At 48.4% G+C, this 17942-nt stretch carries 11 protein-coding genes and 1 pseudogene; 8 read left to right on the forward strand and 4 right to left on the reverse strand.

Going from position 1 to position 17942, the window contains the following annotated elements; genetic code table 11:
• The first annotated feature begins 58 nt into the window (after positions 1-58).
• Positions 59-799 carry a LytR/AlgR family response regulator transcription factor gene (locus ACEW9O_RS17170; protein ID WP_373551415.1) on the forward strand — a complete coding sequence of 247 codons (741 nt, stop codon included), beginning with the start codon at positions 59-61 and terminating at the stop codon, positions 797-799.
• Between the two features lie 281 nt (positions 800-1080).
• On the opposite strand, the gene bioD is transcribed toward ACEW9O_RS17170, so the two are convergent.
• On the reverse strand, positions 1081-1698 hold the full coding sequence (bioD, locus tag ACEW9O_RS17175; RefSeq protein ID WP_373551416.1) for a dethiobiotin synthase: 618 nt from the start codon (positions 1696-1698) through the stop codon (positions 1081-1083).
• 217 nt (positions 1699-1915) lie between these two features.
• Positions 1916-3049: an aminotransferase class I/II-fold pyridoxal phosphate-dependent enzyme gene (locus ACEW9O_RS17180; RefSeq protein ID WP_373551417.1), complete on the reverse strand. Its 1134-nt coding sequence runs from the start codon at positions 3047-3049 to the stop codon at positions 1916-1918.
• A gap of 228 nt (positions 3050-3277) precedes the next feature.
• Between ACEW9O_RS17180 and ACEW9O_RS17185 the strand changes: the two genes are divergently transcribed.
• Both ACEW9O_RS17185 and ACEW9O_RS17190 read left to right on the forward strand, forming a co-directional pair.
• A complete protein-coding gene (locus ACEW9O_RS17185; RefSeq protein WP_373551418.1) occupies positions 3278-4195 on the forward strand; it encodes a DUF72 domain-containing protein in 918 nt (305 codons plus the stop codon).
• A complete protein-coding gene (locus tag ACEW9O_RS17190; RefSeq protein WP_373551419.1) occupies positions 4195-5487 on the forward strand; it encodes an ATP-dependent RecD-like DNA helicase in 1293 nt (430 codons plus the stop codon). Before ACEW9O_RS17185 ends, ACEW9O_RS17190 begins: the two co-directional genes overlap by 1 nt.
• 108 nt (positions 5488-5595) lie before the next feature.
• Here ACEW9O_RS17190 and ACEW9O_RS17195 read toward each other — a convergent pair whose 3' ends face one another.
• Positions 5596-8631 carry an aminotransferase class III-fold pyridoxal phosphate-dependent enzyme gene (locus tag ACEW9O_RS17195; protein ID WP_373551420.1) on the reverse strand — a complete coding sequence of 1012 codons (3036 nt, stop codon included), beginning with the start codon at positions 8629-8631 and terminating at the stop codon, positions 5596-5598.
• Positions 8632-8652: 21 nt separating this feature from the next.
• A complete protein-coding gene (locus tag ACEW9O_RS17200; protein ID WP_373551421.1) occupies positions 8653-9237 on the reverse strand; it encodes an exonuclease domain-containing protein in 585 nt (194 codons plus the stop codon).
• Positions 9238-9764: 527 nt separating this feature from the next.
• Here ACEW9O_RS17200 and recQ point away from each other — a divergent pair.
• From recQ to ACEW9O_RS17225, 5 genes and pseudogenes are all read left to right on the forward strand, one after another.
• A complete protein-coding gene (gene recQ, locus ACEW9O_RS17205; protein ID WP_373551422.1) occupies positions 9765-11588 on the forward strand; it encodes a DNA helicase RecQ in 1824 nt (607 codons plus the stop codon).
• 221 nt (positions 11589-11809) lie between these two features.
• A complete protein-coding gene (locus tag ACEW9O_RS17210) occupies positions 11810-13204 on the forward strand; it encodes an exonuclease domain-containing protein (protein WP_373551423.1) in 1395 nt (464 codons plus the stop codon).
• A 261-nt stretch (positions 13205-13465) separates the two neighbouring features.
• Positions 13466-14248: a polysaccharide deacetylase family protein gene (locus ACEW9O_RS17215; RefSeq protein ID WP_373551424.1), complete on the forward strand. Its 783-nt coding sequence runs from the start codon at positions 13466-13468 to the stop codon at positions 14246-14248.
• A gap of 120 nt (positions 14249-14368) precedes the next feature.
• Positions 14369-14800, forward strand: a complete 432-nt coding sequence (locus tag ACEW9O_RS17220; RefSeq protein WP_373551425.1) for a DUF1573 domain-containing protein — start codon at positions 14369-14371, stop codon at positions 14798-14800.
• A 655-nt stretch (positions 14801-15455) separates the two neighbouring features.
• Positions 15456-17800: pseudogene (locus ACEW9O_RS17225) on the forward strand (penicillin acylase family protein).
• The last annotated feature ends 142 nt before the right edge of the window (positions 17801-17942 follow it).

Below are 17942 nucleotides of genomic sequence, written 5' to 3' on the forward strand. Positions count from 1 at the left end.
TATAATTATCGAACGGTTTGCTGGCCATATGAAATAATCCAGCATATCTTTGCTGACTATGATCTCTAAGCAACCATTAAAAGCCTTAATCGTAGAAGACAATGCCTTTATGGCAACGGTTTTGCATGATTTGCTCGTGCAACATGCCAGTGCTATTGCTGTTTTAGCCATTGCCAATACCGGGGAAGAGGCATTACAATTGATTGCTTCTAAAAAACCCAATGTTGTTTTTCTGGATGTTGAATTGCCTGATATGACGGGTTTTGAACTGCTTCAGCAGTTGGATACCATCAATTTTCAAACCATTTTCACCACCTCGCACAGTCACTATGCGATCAAGGCATTTCGATTCAACGCCTTGGATTATTTGGTTAAACCAGTTGAAGAAAGTGAACTGGACGAAGCGATCAAACGTTTGCTGAAGTCTGCCAATAATGGAATGGAAGTGAAGCAGGCCTTGTCTAATCTTGAAGCACAATCAGTTGAAAATCAAAAACTGGTATTGCCAAAGCAAAATGGAACCTTGAGATTGCCCTTAAAACAAATTACACACATTGAAGGGGAGCGCAATTACAGCTATATTCATTTATCAAACGGTTCCCGAGAGTTGTCCTCAAAAAATTTAGCCTACTTTGAAGACATACTCCTTGACAAAGGTTTTTTCAGGAGCCATCGTTCGTTTCTGGTGAATAGATACCATATTGAAGCATTAAAAGAGGATCATTTTGTTTTAAAAAACAGGGTTGAAATTCCAATTTCCCGGCGGAGGAAGACGGAAGTGGAGTCCTGGTTTTTTTAGTAGACTTGAGGTAGGTTGATTATCAGGTGGTTGAGTGATCTCAGGCATGAAAACCAGCGGCAGAGCCGCCAAAACGTCTGTAGTTCAAGGAATGAAGATAGTTTTCAAGGTGCAGAGCACCGTAACAGTTGCCGTTTGTTCCGGTGCTCTGCACCTTAAAAGCCTTGCACGGTCTAAATGCTACAGACGTTTTGGCGGCGCTGCCGCTGGTCGCTGATTCTAATATTGTAACTTACTGATTATCAAATCGCCTCAAGTCCAATGCAAAAATTTCCCTGGATTCACAAAAAAAACCGCAGCAAATCCGCTTGTTGTGCGATTGTTTCAGCCGAAATCACCCCCATCTCCCCCACTCTCCCCAACACCTTCACTCCACTCAACGCCTCAATCGCTTTTTCCGAAGTCACATTCTCCGCTCCATTGTACAACAGTCCAGCCAGCACAATCCCCCTCGAACGCAACACCTCCAAACTCAACAAGGTGTGATTGATGCTCCCCAAATAATGCCGACTGACCAGGATCACGGGCAGGTTCAGGTGCTGGATCAAATCCAACATGGTTTCCTGATGGTTCAAGGGCACCATCAAACCACCAGCACCTTCAACAATCAAAGGGCGAGTGGTATCGGGCAGTTGGAAATCCTGGACTTTGATCTCCACGCCATCGATGGCTGCCGAGGCGTGGGGCGAAAGGGGGGTATTCAAACGAAACCGTTCGGGATGAATGCGGGTGTGTGGATTGCTGACCCAGCGCTGGATTTTCAGGGAATCGGAATTGTCCAGGTCGCCCGATTGGATGGGTTTCCAGTAGTCGGCGTGGAGCGCCTCGGTGAGGATGGCGGATACGATGGTTTTGCCGATTTCGGTGCCGATGCCGGTCACAAAGTATTGATGGCGCATGGTTGATGAACTTGAATTTTGACCTGACCAATCATCTCAAAGATGCAACAACACTAAAGCGACATTTTTTTTAGCACAAAGAAAAAAATAGAGGACGCAAAGGACACAGAGTTAGACGTTGACGGTTCTTTGTGCCCTCTGTGTGCCTTTGTGTTCTTTGTGAAAATAGGTCGCTTTGGTACTTGTTCAAAAATCGAGATGATGAATGAAATCGCCATCACAAAATCTCTTGTTGAATGACATCCAATAATGATTGAATTTGTGTCTCGGTATTAAAACTGTGCAAACAAATCCGCAGCCGCTCCTGCCCCTTGGGCACCGTCGGATGCAAAATCGGCCACACCGCGAATCCATGATCTTGCAGCGTTTTTGCCAGTTCCCGCACCGCCGAATTACCCGGATAAACCAAACTCTGGATCGCACTGCGGCTGGGAATAAACTGTGGACGCAATGAAGCGGGCATTTGTTCAGTAAAAAAGCGGATATTTTGCTGTAAGGCTTGCAATGCAGTTCCCTTTTGCATTTCCTGATAAGCTGCCTGCACACCCGCCAAACCATGCCAAGGCAAGGCAGTCGTATAAATGAACGGTTTGGAAAAATTGATCAGGTAGTCGATCAAATAGCCCGGGCCGCAAATTGCGGCACCATGCCCGCCCAATGCCTTGCCAAAAGTGTAAATCCGCGCCCAAACCCGCTCTTCCAAGCCCAATTCGGCCACCAATCCACGTCCTTCTGGCCCTAGCACTCCAGTCGCATGCGCTTCATCCACGATCAAGGCCGCACCGTATTTTTCACACAATTCCACTAATTCCAGCAAAGTTGCTTCGTCACCATCCATCGAATACACACTTTCTACCAGCACAAAAATCTGGCCTTTGGATATTTGCAATTTCTGCTCCAAATGGCCCAGGTCATTGTGGCGAAAAGAATAATGGGTGGCCAAACTCAGTTTTAACCCTTCCCGCAAAGATGCGTGAATCAACTGGTCGTAAACAATAGTATCGTGCCGCTCGGCCATACAAGACAACAAACCTTGATTGGCCGCGTAGCCAGAATTGAACAAAAGTGCTTTTTCACTGTAATGAAAAGTCGCCAAAAAGTGTTCAAAAGCTTCCATTTCTTGCCGATTGCCACTGATCAGGCGCGAACCCGTTGCACCCAATGGGCCTTTTTCTTCCAAAGCTGTTTCGATAGCTGCTTTTACCACAGGATTTTGGGCCATGCCCAGGTAATCATTGCTGTAAAAATCGACCAAATCCAAAGCCGTCGGCAAACAACGCAATGAATTTGCCTGTTCCCGGTTGAACAGTTCGGTCATCATTTTTTTAGCAATGTGGAAATCGTTTTTCATCTTAAATCCCTTTCTACTGAACAAAGCGTTAACTTTACTGATTCATTAGAAGCTGTTTGAGTTTATATCGCGAAAGCGAAAAGGAGGCTAATTGAAGTCAAATGAGGCACGAAAAGCGGAGTTTAGCAGCGCTAAATGAGCATTTTCGGAACGAAATTTGACTTCAATTAGGCCCTTTGCAGCTCGCGATATGAACTCAAACAGCTTCTAAAAAAAGTTTACCCAGCTATGGAATTTGGGAAACTCCCTGACATCAGCAAAGTCAATTTTAGCTTGCCGGAGGATGCCTCTGGCACTGCTGAAACGCTGCGAAAGTACAACAAGTCTGAAAAATTCCACTTCTACATTGGCTGCACGGGTTGGTCGATGAAAGAATGGGTGGGTACCTATTACCCGGCGGGTACCAAACCGGAAGGTTTTTTGCGAGCCTATGGCAAACAATTCAATACCATTGAGCTGAATACCACCCATTACCGCATTCCCAGTCCGGAGCAAATCCAGAACTGGAGAAAAGATACACCAGCTGACTTTCGCTTTTGCCCAAAAGTCCCCCAACTTTTGAGTCATAGTCGGGATTTGGGCATCAGCAATCCGCTTTTTCTCAATTTTTGTGAAGTCACTGCCCAGTTGGAGGAAAAGCTGGGGGCTTGCTTTTTGCAACTACCGCCCCATTTTGGTCTGCAACAAGCCGGAATCCTGGAACGCTTTGTAGAACGTTGGCCCAAAGAACTCCCGCTGAATGTGGAAATGCGCCACGAATCCTGGTTTGAGGGTGTTGCGAATGAGCGTGAAAACGCGTTCGGAATGCTGGCCAAAGCTGGCGTCGGCACCGTACTCACCGACGTAGCCGGGAGGCGTGATGTCTTGCACATGCATCTGACTTCCTCCGTAGCCATGATCCGCTTTGTGGGCAACGCGCTCCACCCGAGCGATTACAACCGCATTCAGGACTGGATTCCTCGTTTGCGCCGCTGGTACGAGGCGGGTTTGCAGGAAGTCTATTTTTTTACCCACGAACCCGACAATCTTTTGGCCCCTGAATTGGCGGCCTATTTACATCAATCCCTGTTGCCCTTTCCTGAAATTGTGGCCCGTGGGCCAGAAAAAATCACGACGGATGCCGCTGGTCAAATGAGCTTGTTTTGATGAAAGCACTGGAACTCAATAGCGATTTCAAAAATGCGCTCGATCTGATCGAAAAAGAGGGCAAAAACCTGTTCATCACCGGCCGGGCAGGCACGGGTAAGTCTACCTTGCTGCAATTGTACCGCAATGCTACCCGCAAAAAAGTAGTGGTATTGGCCCCCACCGGAGTGGCCGCACTCAATGTACGCGGGCAAACCATCCATTCGTTTTTTGGTTTCCCACCGCGTTTGATCTCTCCCCGCGAAATCAGCAAACGTAAGGATCGACGGCTTTATCGGAATATGGATGTCCTGGTCATTGATGAAATTTCGATGGTACGGGCCGATATGTTGGACAACATTGATTTTTTTCTGCGCCTCAATCGCGACAGCCCCTTGCCTTTTGGTGGGGTGCAGGTGGTCTTTTTTGGCGATATGTTTCAGTTGCCCCCCGTGGTGGCTACCGACTTTGAGTTGGAGGTTTTTAGCACCACCTACGAGTCCGCTTTTTTCTTTTCGGCTCAACTGTTTCGACAGGGATTCGAATTGGAAATGCTGGAATTGCGCAAGGTTTACCGCCAGGAAAATCGCCATTTTTTGCGCCTACTCGACGCCATTCGCCTCAATCACGCCGACCAGGACGACCTGGATGAATTGAATGAGCGCTATGAGCCCGACTTTGATTCCGAAGAACTGTACATTACCCTCTGTGCCCGCAACGCCACCGCCGAGCGCATCAACCAAGGGGAACTCAGCAAAATTGATGAACCGGAGCGCAAATACCTGGCTTCGGTCACCGGAGAATTTAACCCAACCCAATTCCCCGCTGATGCTGCACTAACTTTGAAGTTGGGCGCCCAGGTTATGTTGTTGAAAAACGACCCCGAGCGCCGTTACGTGAATGGCACCATCGGCAAAATTGTAGCATTGGAGCAGGAATCCCTGAAGATTTTGATCGAGGAAAATGGCTTGGAATGGAAAGAAATTGAAGTAACGCCGGTGACTTGGGAGATCATTCGTTACAAAAGTGACCCGGCGAATACGGAGGATATTCAATCCGAAGTGATCGGTACCTTCACCCAATTCCCCTTGCGTTTGGCCTGGGCAGTTACCATCCACAAAGCACAGGGTAAAACCTTCGATCGGGTCATCATCGACCTGGGCACAGGAGCTTTTGAACATGGCCAAACTTATGTGGCGCTTAGCCGTTGTCGGACTTTAGAAGGGATTGTATTGCGGCAGCGCATTAGGCCGCAGGACATGCTAACGGATCTGCGGATTTTGGAATTTTACCAAATTATGCAGGGAAGGTAATGATGTGCTAATCTTTAATAGACTTGAGGCGAGTTGATTATCAGCTATTGTATCAATTTCTTGATAATCAACTTACCTCAAGTCTATTATTTCTTACTACTCGTTGCCTCAGGCCAAAACCCCATCTTCCCTCATCACCCGCTCCAACATCCCCAACAAAAAATCCGCCTGCTCCTTCCCGAACACCGTTGGAGGCTTAATTTTCAACACATTGTGATCCGGCCCGTCGGTGCTCATCAAAATGCCCAGCGTACGCATGCGGTTGGCAATGTAACTTGTGGCGGCAGCAGCAGGAATTTTAGCCACTGGGTCACTGACCAGTTCAATGCCCAGAAAAAAGCCACTCCCTCGCACATCTCCAATCAGCGGAAAGCGGGAGCTCAGTTCTACTAAGCCCTGTTTCAGGTAAGCCCCTGTTGCCAACGCATTGGCCTGCAAACCCTCCTCCCCGATCACCTTGAGCACTTCCAATCCAATCGCACAAGAAACCGGATTGCCCCCAAACGTATTGAAATACTCCATGCCATTGGCAAAAGCATCCGCCACTGCACGGGTACACAACACTGCTCCCAAGGGGTGCCCATTGCCGATCGGTTTGCCGATAGTCACGATATCTGGCACTACGCCCTGCGCTTCAAAAGCCCAAAAATGATCACCGGGTCGGCAACAGCCCGTTTGTACCTCATCAGCGATGCAGAGGCCACCTGCAGCGCGCACCTCTGCGTATACCTGCGCGAGGTAGCCGGGGGGCAACGGAATTTGGCCACCACAACTCACGATCGTTTCGGCCAAAAAAGCGGCTGGTTTGCGGCCAAGGCTTTGCAATTCTTGAATGACTTGCCCAACATGCGCCGCGTATTGCCCAGCACTTTCCAACGTATTGCCCCGATACAAACCACGATAGGTATCCGGCAAGGGTAAAATGTGTACATCAGGCGAAGCGCCCTTGCCCCCCGGCCCGTCAAATTTGTAGGAACTCACCTCCACACAGGCATTGGTATTGCCGTGGTAACCCACTTGAATAGCAATGGTGTCTTTTTGGCCCGTGTAGGTTTTGGCCAAACGTAAGGCCAGTTCATTGGCCTCACTACCACTGTTGACAAAAAAAGCCACTTCCAGCGGCGCGGGTGCCGTAGCCAACAAAGCTTCGGCAAACTGGGTGATCAGTGGATGCAGGTAGCGGGTATTGGTATTGAGCACGGCCATTTGGCGTTGCCCGGCACGCACTACCCGCGGGTGCTCGTGCCCTACGTGCGCAACGTTGTTGACCGTATCCAAATAACGCCGCCCGGTGTGATCGTATAAATAAGCACCTACTCCGCGCTGCATGTAGAGGGGTTCGGTATAGGAAATGCTCAGATTGGGCGAAAGTAATTTTTTGCGTTGACCTAAAATTTCATCAACGGTGGTTTCTACCGCAACTGGCGAGGGCTTACCCGCGACCAAATACCAAGGATCAGGGCAAATACCAGTCCAAACCGCTCTTTGAGCGGGAAATGCTACTCCAGGAAAATCTCCCTGTTTATCCAGCATATCCAACATGACCTGAAAATGCAGGTGGGGCGACCAATTGCCATTTTCAGGCATGGGGCCCATCCAACAGAGTTGTTCACCTTTGGAGATGGATTTACCCACATACAAACCATCCAGAGATGTTCGGCTCAAATGCCCATAAAGCGTGTAAAAATGCAAGTCAGGACTCACCCGATGTTCCAAAATGATGGCCGGCCCATAATCCCGATCGGCGGCATTGTCCTGAAAACTGTGTACTACGCCAGCCAGCGGCGCAAAAACCGGAGTGCCGGCGGCCATAAACACATCCAATCCGATGTGCACACTGCGCCATTCCGGGCCTTCATTGCCTTGTACTTCATAGGCATCGGTGGTGTAAAAAGGGCGGGCCTCGTTGTAGCGACCAATGGCGACCTCGGCATTTGCGGCCCGCATGGTGGCGACAATTTGCTGATGCAACAACTCCGCATCGGCAATGTCCGCATAATTGCCCAACTCGGGGCTGCCTACACTACAATCCAACCACAATGCGGTCTTATGGAGTAAATCGGCCTTGACCAGTGGCGCAAACTCGGTCGCGTTTTGCCTGGCCCAAGCTTCAAATTGTGCCATTTTGGGGTGTGCTGGCCAGCCACAGGCTTCCCGCACCGTGTAGTGCACTAGTGTGGGCGGGATTTGGCGCAGTTTCGCCAACAAATCCCAGGCCGGTCGGTCGCTGATTTGTAAGTACTCGTTTTCCGGGTTGGCCAACAAGTTTTGCGCCGAACAAACTACACTGATCAACAAACGGGCAATGATCAGCGGAAACAAAACATCTGCTTCTCGTTCTTGCAATGGAAAAAGCCGATGGTAGCCCCTCGTCATTTGGCGAATCACCGCCAGTGAATCGGGTTTGTCCATGGCGGCGTAAGCGATGGCAATTGCCAGTTCATTGAGGGTATGGGTAAAAACGGCGTCGCCAAAGTCAATCACCCCGGGTACTTCGGGATCGAGCGGGTCAAAACTCAGCAGGAGGTTATAATCGTTGGCGTCGTTGTAACACACACTTTGGCGCAGCTGGGGCAAATGGGGTAAGGCTCTTTGTTCAAATAAATTCAGCGCCCATTCGGCTATTGCTCTTTTATTCGGGTCAACAATTGCGCCCAACTGGTCCTTCGTCCAGCTCGCTTGTGAAGGATCCCACTTGATCCAGCGATGGGCGGCAGGATGCTCAAAATTGGCGAGTGCCGCGCTGAGTTTGCCACATAAGGCACCGACTTTTTCCAGCAGTGTAGGAGTGTGAGGATTTGCCTCTGCAAAACAACGGCCTTCTACCCAGGTCAAGGCGCGCAGGTAGCGCAGTTCTCCACCGGGAAAATGGTGATGGACTATCGTTTCACCTTGAAGACTACTCAGCGGCACCGGGATTTCCAGCCCCAGCCCCGCCTCCTGCAGGTGTTCCATCATGGCATTTTGAAATTCCAGTTCGGGCACATTGCTTTGGGCATGGGCGATTTTGAAGCAGTAGCGTTTCCCGTCGGTGCTTTCGATCAGGTAGTTCAGGTCAATTTCTCCACTGAGTTGTTTGATCTGGCCTTGCAAATGAAAGTAGTGGAAAGCGAGTTCCTGGGCTTCGGTGATGGATACAAACATGATATGGCTAATTCTTTTATGCTAAATGACTCCTAGCCTGCGCAGTTCCCAATAGCAGCGCGCGGTCGCTTGAATGTCCACTAGAGCATCGTGGGCACCTTTGAGCTCTTGTTTGAAGAGTTTGTAATACAGTTCCTCGAGCTTCGGCCATTTGTAGCCTCCCCTTGGGCTATTGGCAGCTAAGGCGCAATGAGTGATGACTTCAGGGCTGGTCATGGTGCAAAATTTGCGCAGTAGCAACAATGGATCCTGCTTGCTCAAGCGGTAATATTCCGCCCCAACGATGGCGTGGTCAAAATTGACATTGTGCGCCACCAGCAAGGAAGTCCGATCCAAGAGTAATTTGAATTCATCCAGCACAGTGTTTAAAGCTTGCCCTTCTGCCAAAGCCCGCTCCGTGGTAATGCGGTGAATGTTGACTGAGGCAGCTGGTATGCTGTACCCCTCAGGTTTAATGATGTAACTGCGTTCTTCCAACAAAGTCCCTTCTTCATCATACAACAAACAAGCCAATTGCACCATGCGCGGCCAGTTGTTGACTTGTTTGATGGGTGCGCTCCAGTTGAGGGGTAAGCCGGTGGTTTCGGTATCGAGAAATAAGATCATTGTGGTCAATTATTGAAAGGAGTAAAGTACATAATCCTATTAAAGTTCAAAAATTTCCTTCTTGATTAAAAATTTGACTTTAACGAGTGTTAGAAACCTCGCGGGAATGAAAAGCCCAACACACCCACACCATCACACCCTAACTCGCACCCATTCTCGCCCACACCATCACACGTTCACACCCACACCCTATCTACCCCATGTTTATGGGGTTTCAACTTCCACAATTACCCTTATCTTTGGGCCATTGAAAATGATTGGTTATTCGTTTTTTGACACCTGTAGATGATCCAGATTAAAGCCATTTCTACATTATCATCTACGGAGAAAACATCTGAAGCCCTGTTAAACAAAATATATTACCTCCATAGAGCCCTCATATCCTGCCCGGAATTATCGAGGGCTCTTCTTTTCCTGCCCTAAGTAAACACCCTTTCAGCGCCTGTAAAATTGTACAGGCGCTGATCGCGTATCTTTATTTCATTTCCGTTCCTTATGTTTGTACAAAAATCTGTCCAGGCACACGCATGAATTTAGACAACGCAAAACTCGCCCTCAAGCGATACTTCGGTTATGATCAATTTCGGCCCTTACAAGCAGACATTATTCGGGCCATTTTTTCAGGAAGAGACGCTCTGGTACTGATGCCAACCGGAGGTGGAAAATCCGTCTGTTTTCAAATTCCCGCAGTCACCCTTCCCGGCACTTGTATTGTAGTTTCCCCATTGATCTCGCTCATGAAAGATCAGGTCGAAGGGCTACGCGCCAACGGCATTGCGGCGGCTTTCATCAACAGCGCCATCGATTCGCGGGAGCAATTGCGCGTGGAGGAGTCTTTTTATGCGGGTGAGTTGCACCTGTTGTATGTTTCACCTGAAAAACTGGTCTCCGGCAATTTTGTCTCCATCCTCAAAAGAGGCAAAATCAACCTTTTTGCCATCGACGAAGCCCATTGTATCTCGGCCTGGGGGCATGATTTCCGCCCGGAATACACACAAATGGGTATGCTCAAACAACATTTTCCCAAGGTGCCAGTGGTGGCCCTTACCGCTACCGCCGACAAGTTGACCCGCAAAGACATCGTCGATCAACTCAAACTGGAAGAACCCGAAATATTCATTGCCTCTTTTGATCGACCCAATTTGAGCCTGGAAGTTCGCCCCGGTCAGCAACGTTTGCAACAAATCGAAGATTTCGTCCGCAAACACCCCAAACAAGCGGGCATCATTTACACCCTCAGCCGCAAAGCCACTGAGGACATTGCCGACAAACTAAAACAAAAAGGCTTTAAAGCCGAAGCTTATCACGCAGGCTTATCGCCCGACCGTCGTTCTAAAATCCAGGATCACTTCATCAACGACAACCTACAAATCATTTGTGCCACCGTGGCCTTTGGCATGGGCATTGACAAATCCAATGTGCGCTGGGTCATCCACTACAATTTGCCCAAAAACCTGGAAGGCTATTACCAGGAGATTGGCCGCGCCGGGCGGGATGGGGCCAAAGCCGACACCTTGCTGTTTTACAGTTTTGCCGACGTAAGTATGTTGCGCGACATCCTTCAAAATGGAGAAAATGCCGCCCAGAACGAAATCCAACTGGTGAAGCTGGAACGTATGCAACAATACGCTGAATCCCTGGCTTGCCGTCGGCGCATCCTTCTGGCTTATTTTAGCGAAAACTTGAGCGAAAACTGCGGCAATTGTGACATTTGCCGCAATCCACCCCAATCCATGGACGGCACCGTGATTGCCCAAAAAGCACTTTCCGCCGTATATCGCCTCAATGAACAAGTGCCGATGGGCATGCTCATCGATGTGTTACGCGGTTCCGCACGTCGGGAAATCAAACAGCTGGGCTACGACACCATCAAAACCTACGGGGCTGGCCGGGATTTTTCCCAATGGGACTGGCAACATTACCTCATGCAGCTCATTAATTTGGGTTACCTTGAAGTGGCTTACGATGCCGCCAATGTGCTGCGCCTGACTTCCGCCAGTCAGGAAGTTTTGTTTAAAAATCGCAGCGTAGAACTTATCAAACCCACCAGTTACAAAGAGCGCCAGGAGGAAGAAAAAGCCAGCGCCAAAATCAAGGCACCTACCCAGCTCAAAAAAGAGCGCCTGCGCGATGAACTGTTTGAACACCTGCGCCAAATCCGCAAGGAAATTGCCCAAAAAGAAGGCATTCCGCCCTACCTCATTTTTTCCGATGCCACCCTGGAAGAAATGGCTTTCAGCAAACCCCAAACCGAAGACGACATGCTGGCTGTATCGGGGGTTGGGGAGAAAAAACTGGTGCAATTTGGGTACCGATTCATCAAAGCCATCCGGAACTACGAAAAAAAATAAAAAGGGGCGATAAAAAAAAGTGTTCCTTTTGACAAAGGATTAGATAAGTAAACAATTCATTTCAAGTGTCTTAGCTAATCCTTTGGCTCAAGAAAAATGAACACTTGTTTTTGCCCCACTACAAAGGAACAATTTTTTTGAAAAACTCCATTTCAACTAGTTATTTTTGGGACTCCGGGCCTCCTTTAGTCTAAAATTTAAAAAGTATACCGTTGAAGCGAATGAAAAAAAAGTATGCCATTATTGATGTAGAAACAACTGGAGGAAAAGCATCACGCGATCGCATTACCGAAATTGCCATTGTGTTGCACGATGGTACTCAAATCATCGACGCCTGGGAGAGCCTGATCAATCCCGAAACCCCTATTCCCTGGAACATTACTGTATTGACGGGCATCAATGATACAATGGTGGAAAAAGCACCACGTTTTTTTGAGGTAGCCCGCAAAATTGTAGAAATGACCGAGGGGGCCATTTTTGTAGCCCACAACGCCCGTTTTGATTACAGCTTTATCGGGGAGGAATTCAAACGTTTGGGTTATACTTATACGCGGCGGCAATTGTGTACCTTGCGCCTGGCGCGTCAAACCCTTCCAGGCTTGCATGCCTATGGATTGGATGCCCTTTCCCGGCATTTCGACATCCAGAACCATGCCCGCCACCGCGCGATGGGTGATGTACAGGCAACCATTAAAGTGCTGGAATACATTTTACAACACGAAGACAATCGGGAAAAAGCGGACTTGTTGATCAACCTCGGCATCAAAGAATCGATGCTGCCCAACAACCTGAGTTTGGAAACCATCCACGCCTTGCCCGAAGCTTGCGGCGTGTATTATTTTCACAACGAGGCGAATGAGGTGGTGTATGTGGGAAAAAGCATCAACATCCAAAAACGCATCGCGGAACATTTTGCAGATAGAACCGATAAGGCCCAAAAGCTCCAGGATCAGGTACACGACATCAGTTACGAAGTCACTGGGAGTGAATTGATGGCACTTTTGCACGAGTCTTTTGAAATCAAACGCCTCTTACCGGGCATCAACCGAGCTCAACGCACCCGCAAATTCCCCTACGTGGTGCACAGTTATTACAATCCTGATGGTTACCTCTGCTTTGGGGTGGCCGAAACAGCTGCTAAAACCCGCCGCAAACTGGAAATCCTGGCGGAATTCCCTAAAGTTTCTTCCGCCAAAGGCCGCATGAGCAGTGCCCGCCAAAAATTTGAATTGTGCGAAAAACTCTTCAATTTTAGCCCCAATGCTGCCGGTCCCTGTTTTCATTACCACATCCAACAATGCGCAGGAGCTTGTATACAAAAAGAACCCCCAGAGGAGTACAATGAGCGAGCGCTGCGGGCCAAAGAATACATGTGTCAGATTTTTGACCACAATTTTTTTATCATTGATCAAGGGCGATCCGACGAAGAGTGTGGCGTTGTGTTGGTGGAAGACGGTCATTTACGCGGTTATGGTTACCTAGATCGGGAAGCTGCTGCACACGACCATGAAACCCTGCGCAGTGCCATTCGCCCCGCGTGCGGCAATGCCGAAACAAATCGGATCATTGCAAGGTTTTTGAGCGAAAATCCGCAGGTGGAGATATTGAAATTTTAGGTTCCCTCTCAAAATTCTACTGAAAAACATTACTGTGTACCTTAACAACCCCGAAGGGGTGACAGGATTATAGAAAAATCGTAATTGTCCAGTGCAAGAAAAACCCCGAAGGGGTGGCATTTTTACGTAGATCAAAAATGTCACCCCTTCGGGGTTTTAATAAATCCTTTACCTATTTTCTATAATCCTGTCACCCCTTCGGGGTTTGTTCAGTACTAACTCCTTAATAAACAAACTATAACAAACAAACAAACAAACAACATGAACAAGTACTTTTTTGGGCTAATCCTGCTCCTCCTGGCAGGGCAAGCCTTCGCTCAATCCAACCAGCCCTGGCGCGGAAAAAAATGCAGCGTAGTCATCACCTACGACGACGCCATCAACCAACACCTCGACAATGCCCTGCCCTTGTTGGACTCCCTGGGCCTCAAAGCGACCTTTTACGTCACGGCTTTTTCGGCCTCGGTCCAAACGCGCCTCAATGAATGGAAAAAGATAGCCACCAATGGCCATGAACTCGGCAATCACACCCTGTACCATCCCTGCATCGGCGGGCCTGGCCGCGAATGGGTCAGCCCCGAAAACGACCTGCGCAACTACAGTGTGCAACGTATGCTCAACGAAGTACGCATGACCAACCTCTTTTTACAAGCCCTGGATGGCAAAACCAAACGCACCTTTGCCTTTACTTGCGGCGACATGAAGATTGGCGATTCCTCCTTCATCAAACCGCTCAAAAATGATTTTGTAGCCGCCCGGGCCGTGCGCAATGAAATGCACAAAGCGCATGAGATTGACCTGTACAACGTGGATTGTTACATGGTCAACAACCATACGGCTGAACAGATGATCGAATGGGTCAAAAAAGCCATGGAGACTCAATCCTTGCTGGTTTTGTTGTTCCACGGCGTAGGAGGTGGAAACGGCCTGGATGTGTCCATACCCGCCCACCGGACTTTGCTGCGGTTTTTGAAACAAAACGAAAAAGACATCTGGATTGCGCCGATGGTCGAAGTGGCCGAACACATCAAAGGTTTGCAGTAATTTACTGCCGTGTTAACACCATTAACATTTCATTTAAACTTTTACAAGAGCCATTGCGTTTTGTTCTCATAAATCGCACTAAATTTGTGTAAGATTTAAAAAAACCAAAATCATAAAGTGATGAAAAAATTGTTTTTCGTAGCCGTACTGCTGATGGGTGCCGTTTTTGCGGTACAAGCGCAAGATACTAAAGCACCAAAGATGGTTTTCGAAGCAGAAACCATCGATTATGGCAAAATTAAAGAAGGTGCTGAGCCTTATCGCGTCTTCAAATTCAAAAACGTTGGCGATGCCGAGCTGATCATCACTTCTGCTCGTGGAAGCTGTGGTTGTACGGTTCCTACTTATACCGAGAAGCCAATCAAGGCTGGTGAAAGTGGCGAAATCAAAGTACGTTACGATACGAAGCGTGTTGGTCCTTTCACCAAAAACGTAACGGTAACTACCAACGAAAAAGAAAATACCCACCTGCTGACCATCAAAGGTGAAGTCCTGAAAGCTGAAGAGCAGCAAGGTGTTCCTACCAAAACTGGCGGTGTGTTCAACAACTAATTGAGCAATTTTTTTTCACCAAAGAATATTTGCTGAAAAAAATGCCCAAAAGCCTTGCACTTTTCGAAGTGTAAGGCTTTTTTTGTGCTCGCTTCGACTACGCTCAGCGACCCGTACCTCGGCTACGCTCGGTGACCGGGTTGCTGAGCGTAGTCGAAGCAAAAAAAAAACCCTTGCTGAACCACTCCAGCAAGGGCCTCTAACCCAAACAAATAAACACAAAAACTACTTTAAGATTCAACAAAGTTACAGTACTTTTTTGAAGCAATCAAATATTTTATCAAAATTTTATTCCGCAAAAGTAAATTTTGAAAAACAGCATTCCTACTTCAGTTAAATAACTTCCCTTTTGTACTCTTTATGAATTCTTTATTACCTTGCGATCCTCGTATGACGCAAAAAATTACTTCCCGATTTTTTTTTGAGGCTTTTGAATAAGAAACTCGCTTGAAATGAAGCGTTCGACTTCTTATTCAAAACCCAAAATCGGGAAGTTAATTTTTCTGCGTTATTTTGAACGAAAGTTCAAATTTTACCTTTACCTGTAATCGATAAAGCCATGCGTTTTTTGACTTTGGGTATTCTTACACTGCTTAGTGTAGGTTTACTTTGGGTGTTGGATACCCACAATCCCTTTGGCAGTCCCGTGCCAGCAATGGGGCGTTTGCTGAATCCGGTCACGGGCTTTTGGGCCAACGCCGAAGCCCAGGGCCTTTTCCCCAACCAAAAATTGCAACTCTCCGGTTTAAACAGCCAGATTGATCTGGTTTTTGACGAGCGCCGGGTACCGCACATTTTTGCAGCCAGCGCCGAAGATGCCTTTTTTGCCCAAGGTTACATCACCGCTTACAACCGTTTGTGGCAAATGGACATGTCGACCCGCAAAGTCAGCGGCCGTTTGGCCGAAGTGGTGGGCGAACGCGCCCTAGCTTCCGATTTGTTGCAACGCCGCAAAGGTATTGTCAAAGCAGCCGAAGCGACCCTCAAAGCCTGGGAAAAATCCCCCGAAGACAGCAAAGCGCTGCATGCCTACGTGGCCGGAGTCAATGCCTACATTAGTACCCTCAAACCTGCCCAGTACCCCTTGGAATACAAACTGATGGGTTTTAAACCGGAGCCTTGGTCGGCTATGCGTTCGGTGTTATTCATCAAAGCCATGGCCGAAGACCTTTGTGCCCGCAACGAAGACCTCGCAGCCACCAATACCCGCACGATTCTTGGTGAAGAACGTTTCCGGGACTTGTTTCCAGAATACAATCCCAAACAATCCCCCATCATCCCCAGTGAGGTAAAATGGAACTTTGCACCCGTACAACCCCAACCCCGGGTTGAAATGCCCGAAAGTCTCCTCAGTGGTTTGTTTCCGGATCAGAATATTCCGCAGCCCTTTGAAGGCATCGGCAGCAACAACTGGGCCGTCGGGCCACAAAAGACCTTGAATGGCAATGCAATCTTGTGTAACGACCCTCACTTGGGCTTGACGCTGCCCTCCATTTGGTTTGAAATTCAAATGCAATGCCCGGATTTCAACGCCTATGGTGTGTCCCTGCCCGGTTTGCTGCCATTGGCTTTAACGAAAATGTGGCCTGGGGTGAAACCAATGTTGGCCAGGATGTGCTGGATTGGTACGCCATCAAGTGGGCGGATAAGGACAAACAAAGTTACCATTTCGATGGAGGCACCCGGCAATTGGAAACCCGTGAAGAGATCATCCAGGTAAAAGGCCGTAAGGAACCGGTCAAAATTCAGGTAAAATACACGCATTGGGGGCCATTGGTATTTGGTGACTCTACCAACTCGCCTTATTACAGTCTGGCCATGCACTGGTTGCCTTCGGAAGACCCCGGGAAACGGGATCATTATGAACTGGCCAGTTTCATTCGACTGATGAAGGCCAAAAACTATGCCGATTACGATGCAGCCTTGACGGGATACGATGCTCCGGCACAAAACTTTGTTTTTGCCGCCCGCGACGGTGACATCGCCTTAAAAGTCAACGGAAAATTCCCGATCAAACGCAAAGAGCAAGGCCGGTTCATTCAAGATGGTTCTTTATCCAACAATGCCTGGCAGGGTTATATCCCGCGTGAGCAAATCCCGCAGGTACGCAATCCCAGCCGAGGATTTGTAGCCTCCGCCAACCAAAATTCCGCCGACGAAACTTATCCTTATTATTACAATGGAGGTTTTGACGACTACCGGGGCCGTTTCATCAACCGCAGCCTGGAAGCCATGGATAGCATCACGGTAAAGGACTTGATGGCGCTGCAAAACAATCCGCACAGTTTACAAGCCGAAGAGGCATTGCCACTGCTTCTCAAGTTATTGCCCCGCGAGCAACTCAATGCGCAGGAAAAAACGGTGCTCAAAAAGCTCGAAAAATGGGACGGCAACTACCAGTATCAAAAAACCGAACCCGCCATTTTTCAGGCCTGGTTTGACAGTACCTACGTGCTGAGTTTTGATGAAATCATTCACTGGCGCGATTCGGTGGAAGTATTGAGTGTAGAAAGTTGGCGGTTTTTGGATTTGTTGGACAAAACACCAGAACACGCCATCTTTGACTGGCAAAAAACCAAAAAAACAGAAACTGCCACCGATTTGGTATTGAGTGCTTTTCAAAAAGTATGCCGGGGTTTAGCCAAAACACCTGCGCCAACCTGGCGTAGCCTCAATAACGCGTCGGTCAATCACCTCGCCCGGATTCCCGCTTTTTCCCGTACCGATCTGCCCATCAGTGGCCATTCCCAGGCCCCCAATGCCATCCGCAATGGCCACGGCCCTTCCTGGCGGATGGTGGTTGAATTGGGTAAAGACGGCATAAAGGCTTGGGGTGTTTATCCTGGCGGCTCTTCTGGCAATCCAGGAAGTCCTTTTTATGACCACATGGTGGATCAGTGGGCCAAGGGGGAGTACAATGAGTTGTTCTTCATGCGCAATGCGCAGGATACTCGCAAAGCTCAGAAGAGCGTATGGTCTTTTAGTCCTAAAGGGCGTTAAGCCTGTCAATTACCCACAAAACCGACAAATCAGGAATTGTGGTTAAAGAACCAAGAAGTTCATTGAGGTAATGTAATGTAAGCAAAACAAAAATGTATTTTTTTGCTGGATGAAAGCGGCAAAAAAATATAGTACATCCAGC

It is taken from the genome of Haliscomenobacter sp., assembly GCF_041740695.1.
In the GTDB taxonomy this organism is placed as follows: domain Bacteria; phylum Bacteroidota; class Bacteroidia; order Chitinophagales; family Saprospiraceae; genus Haliscomenobacter.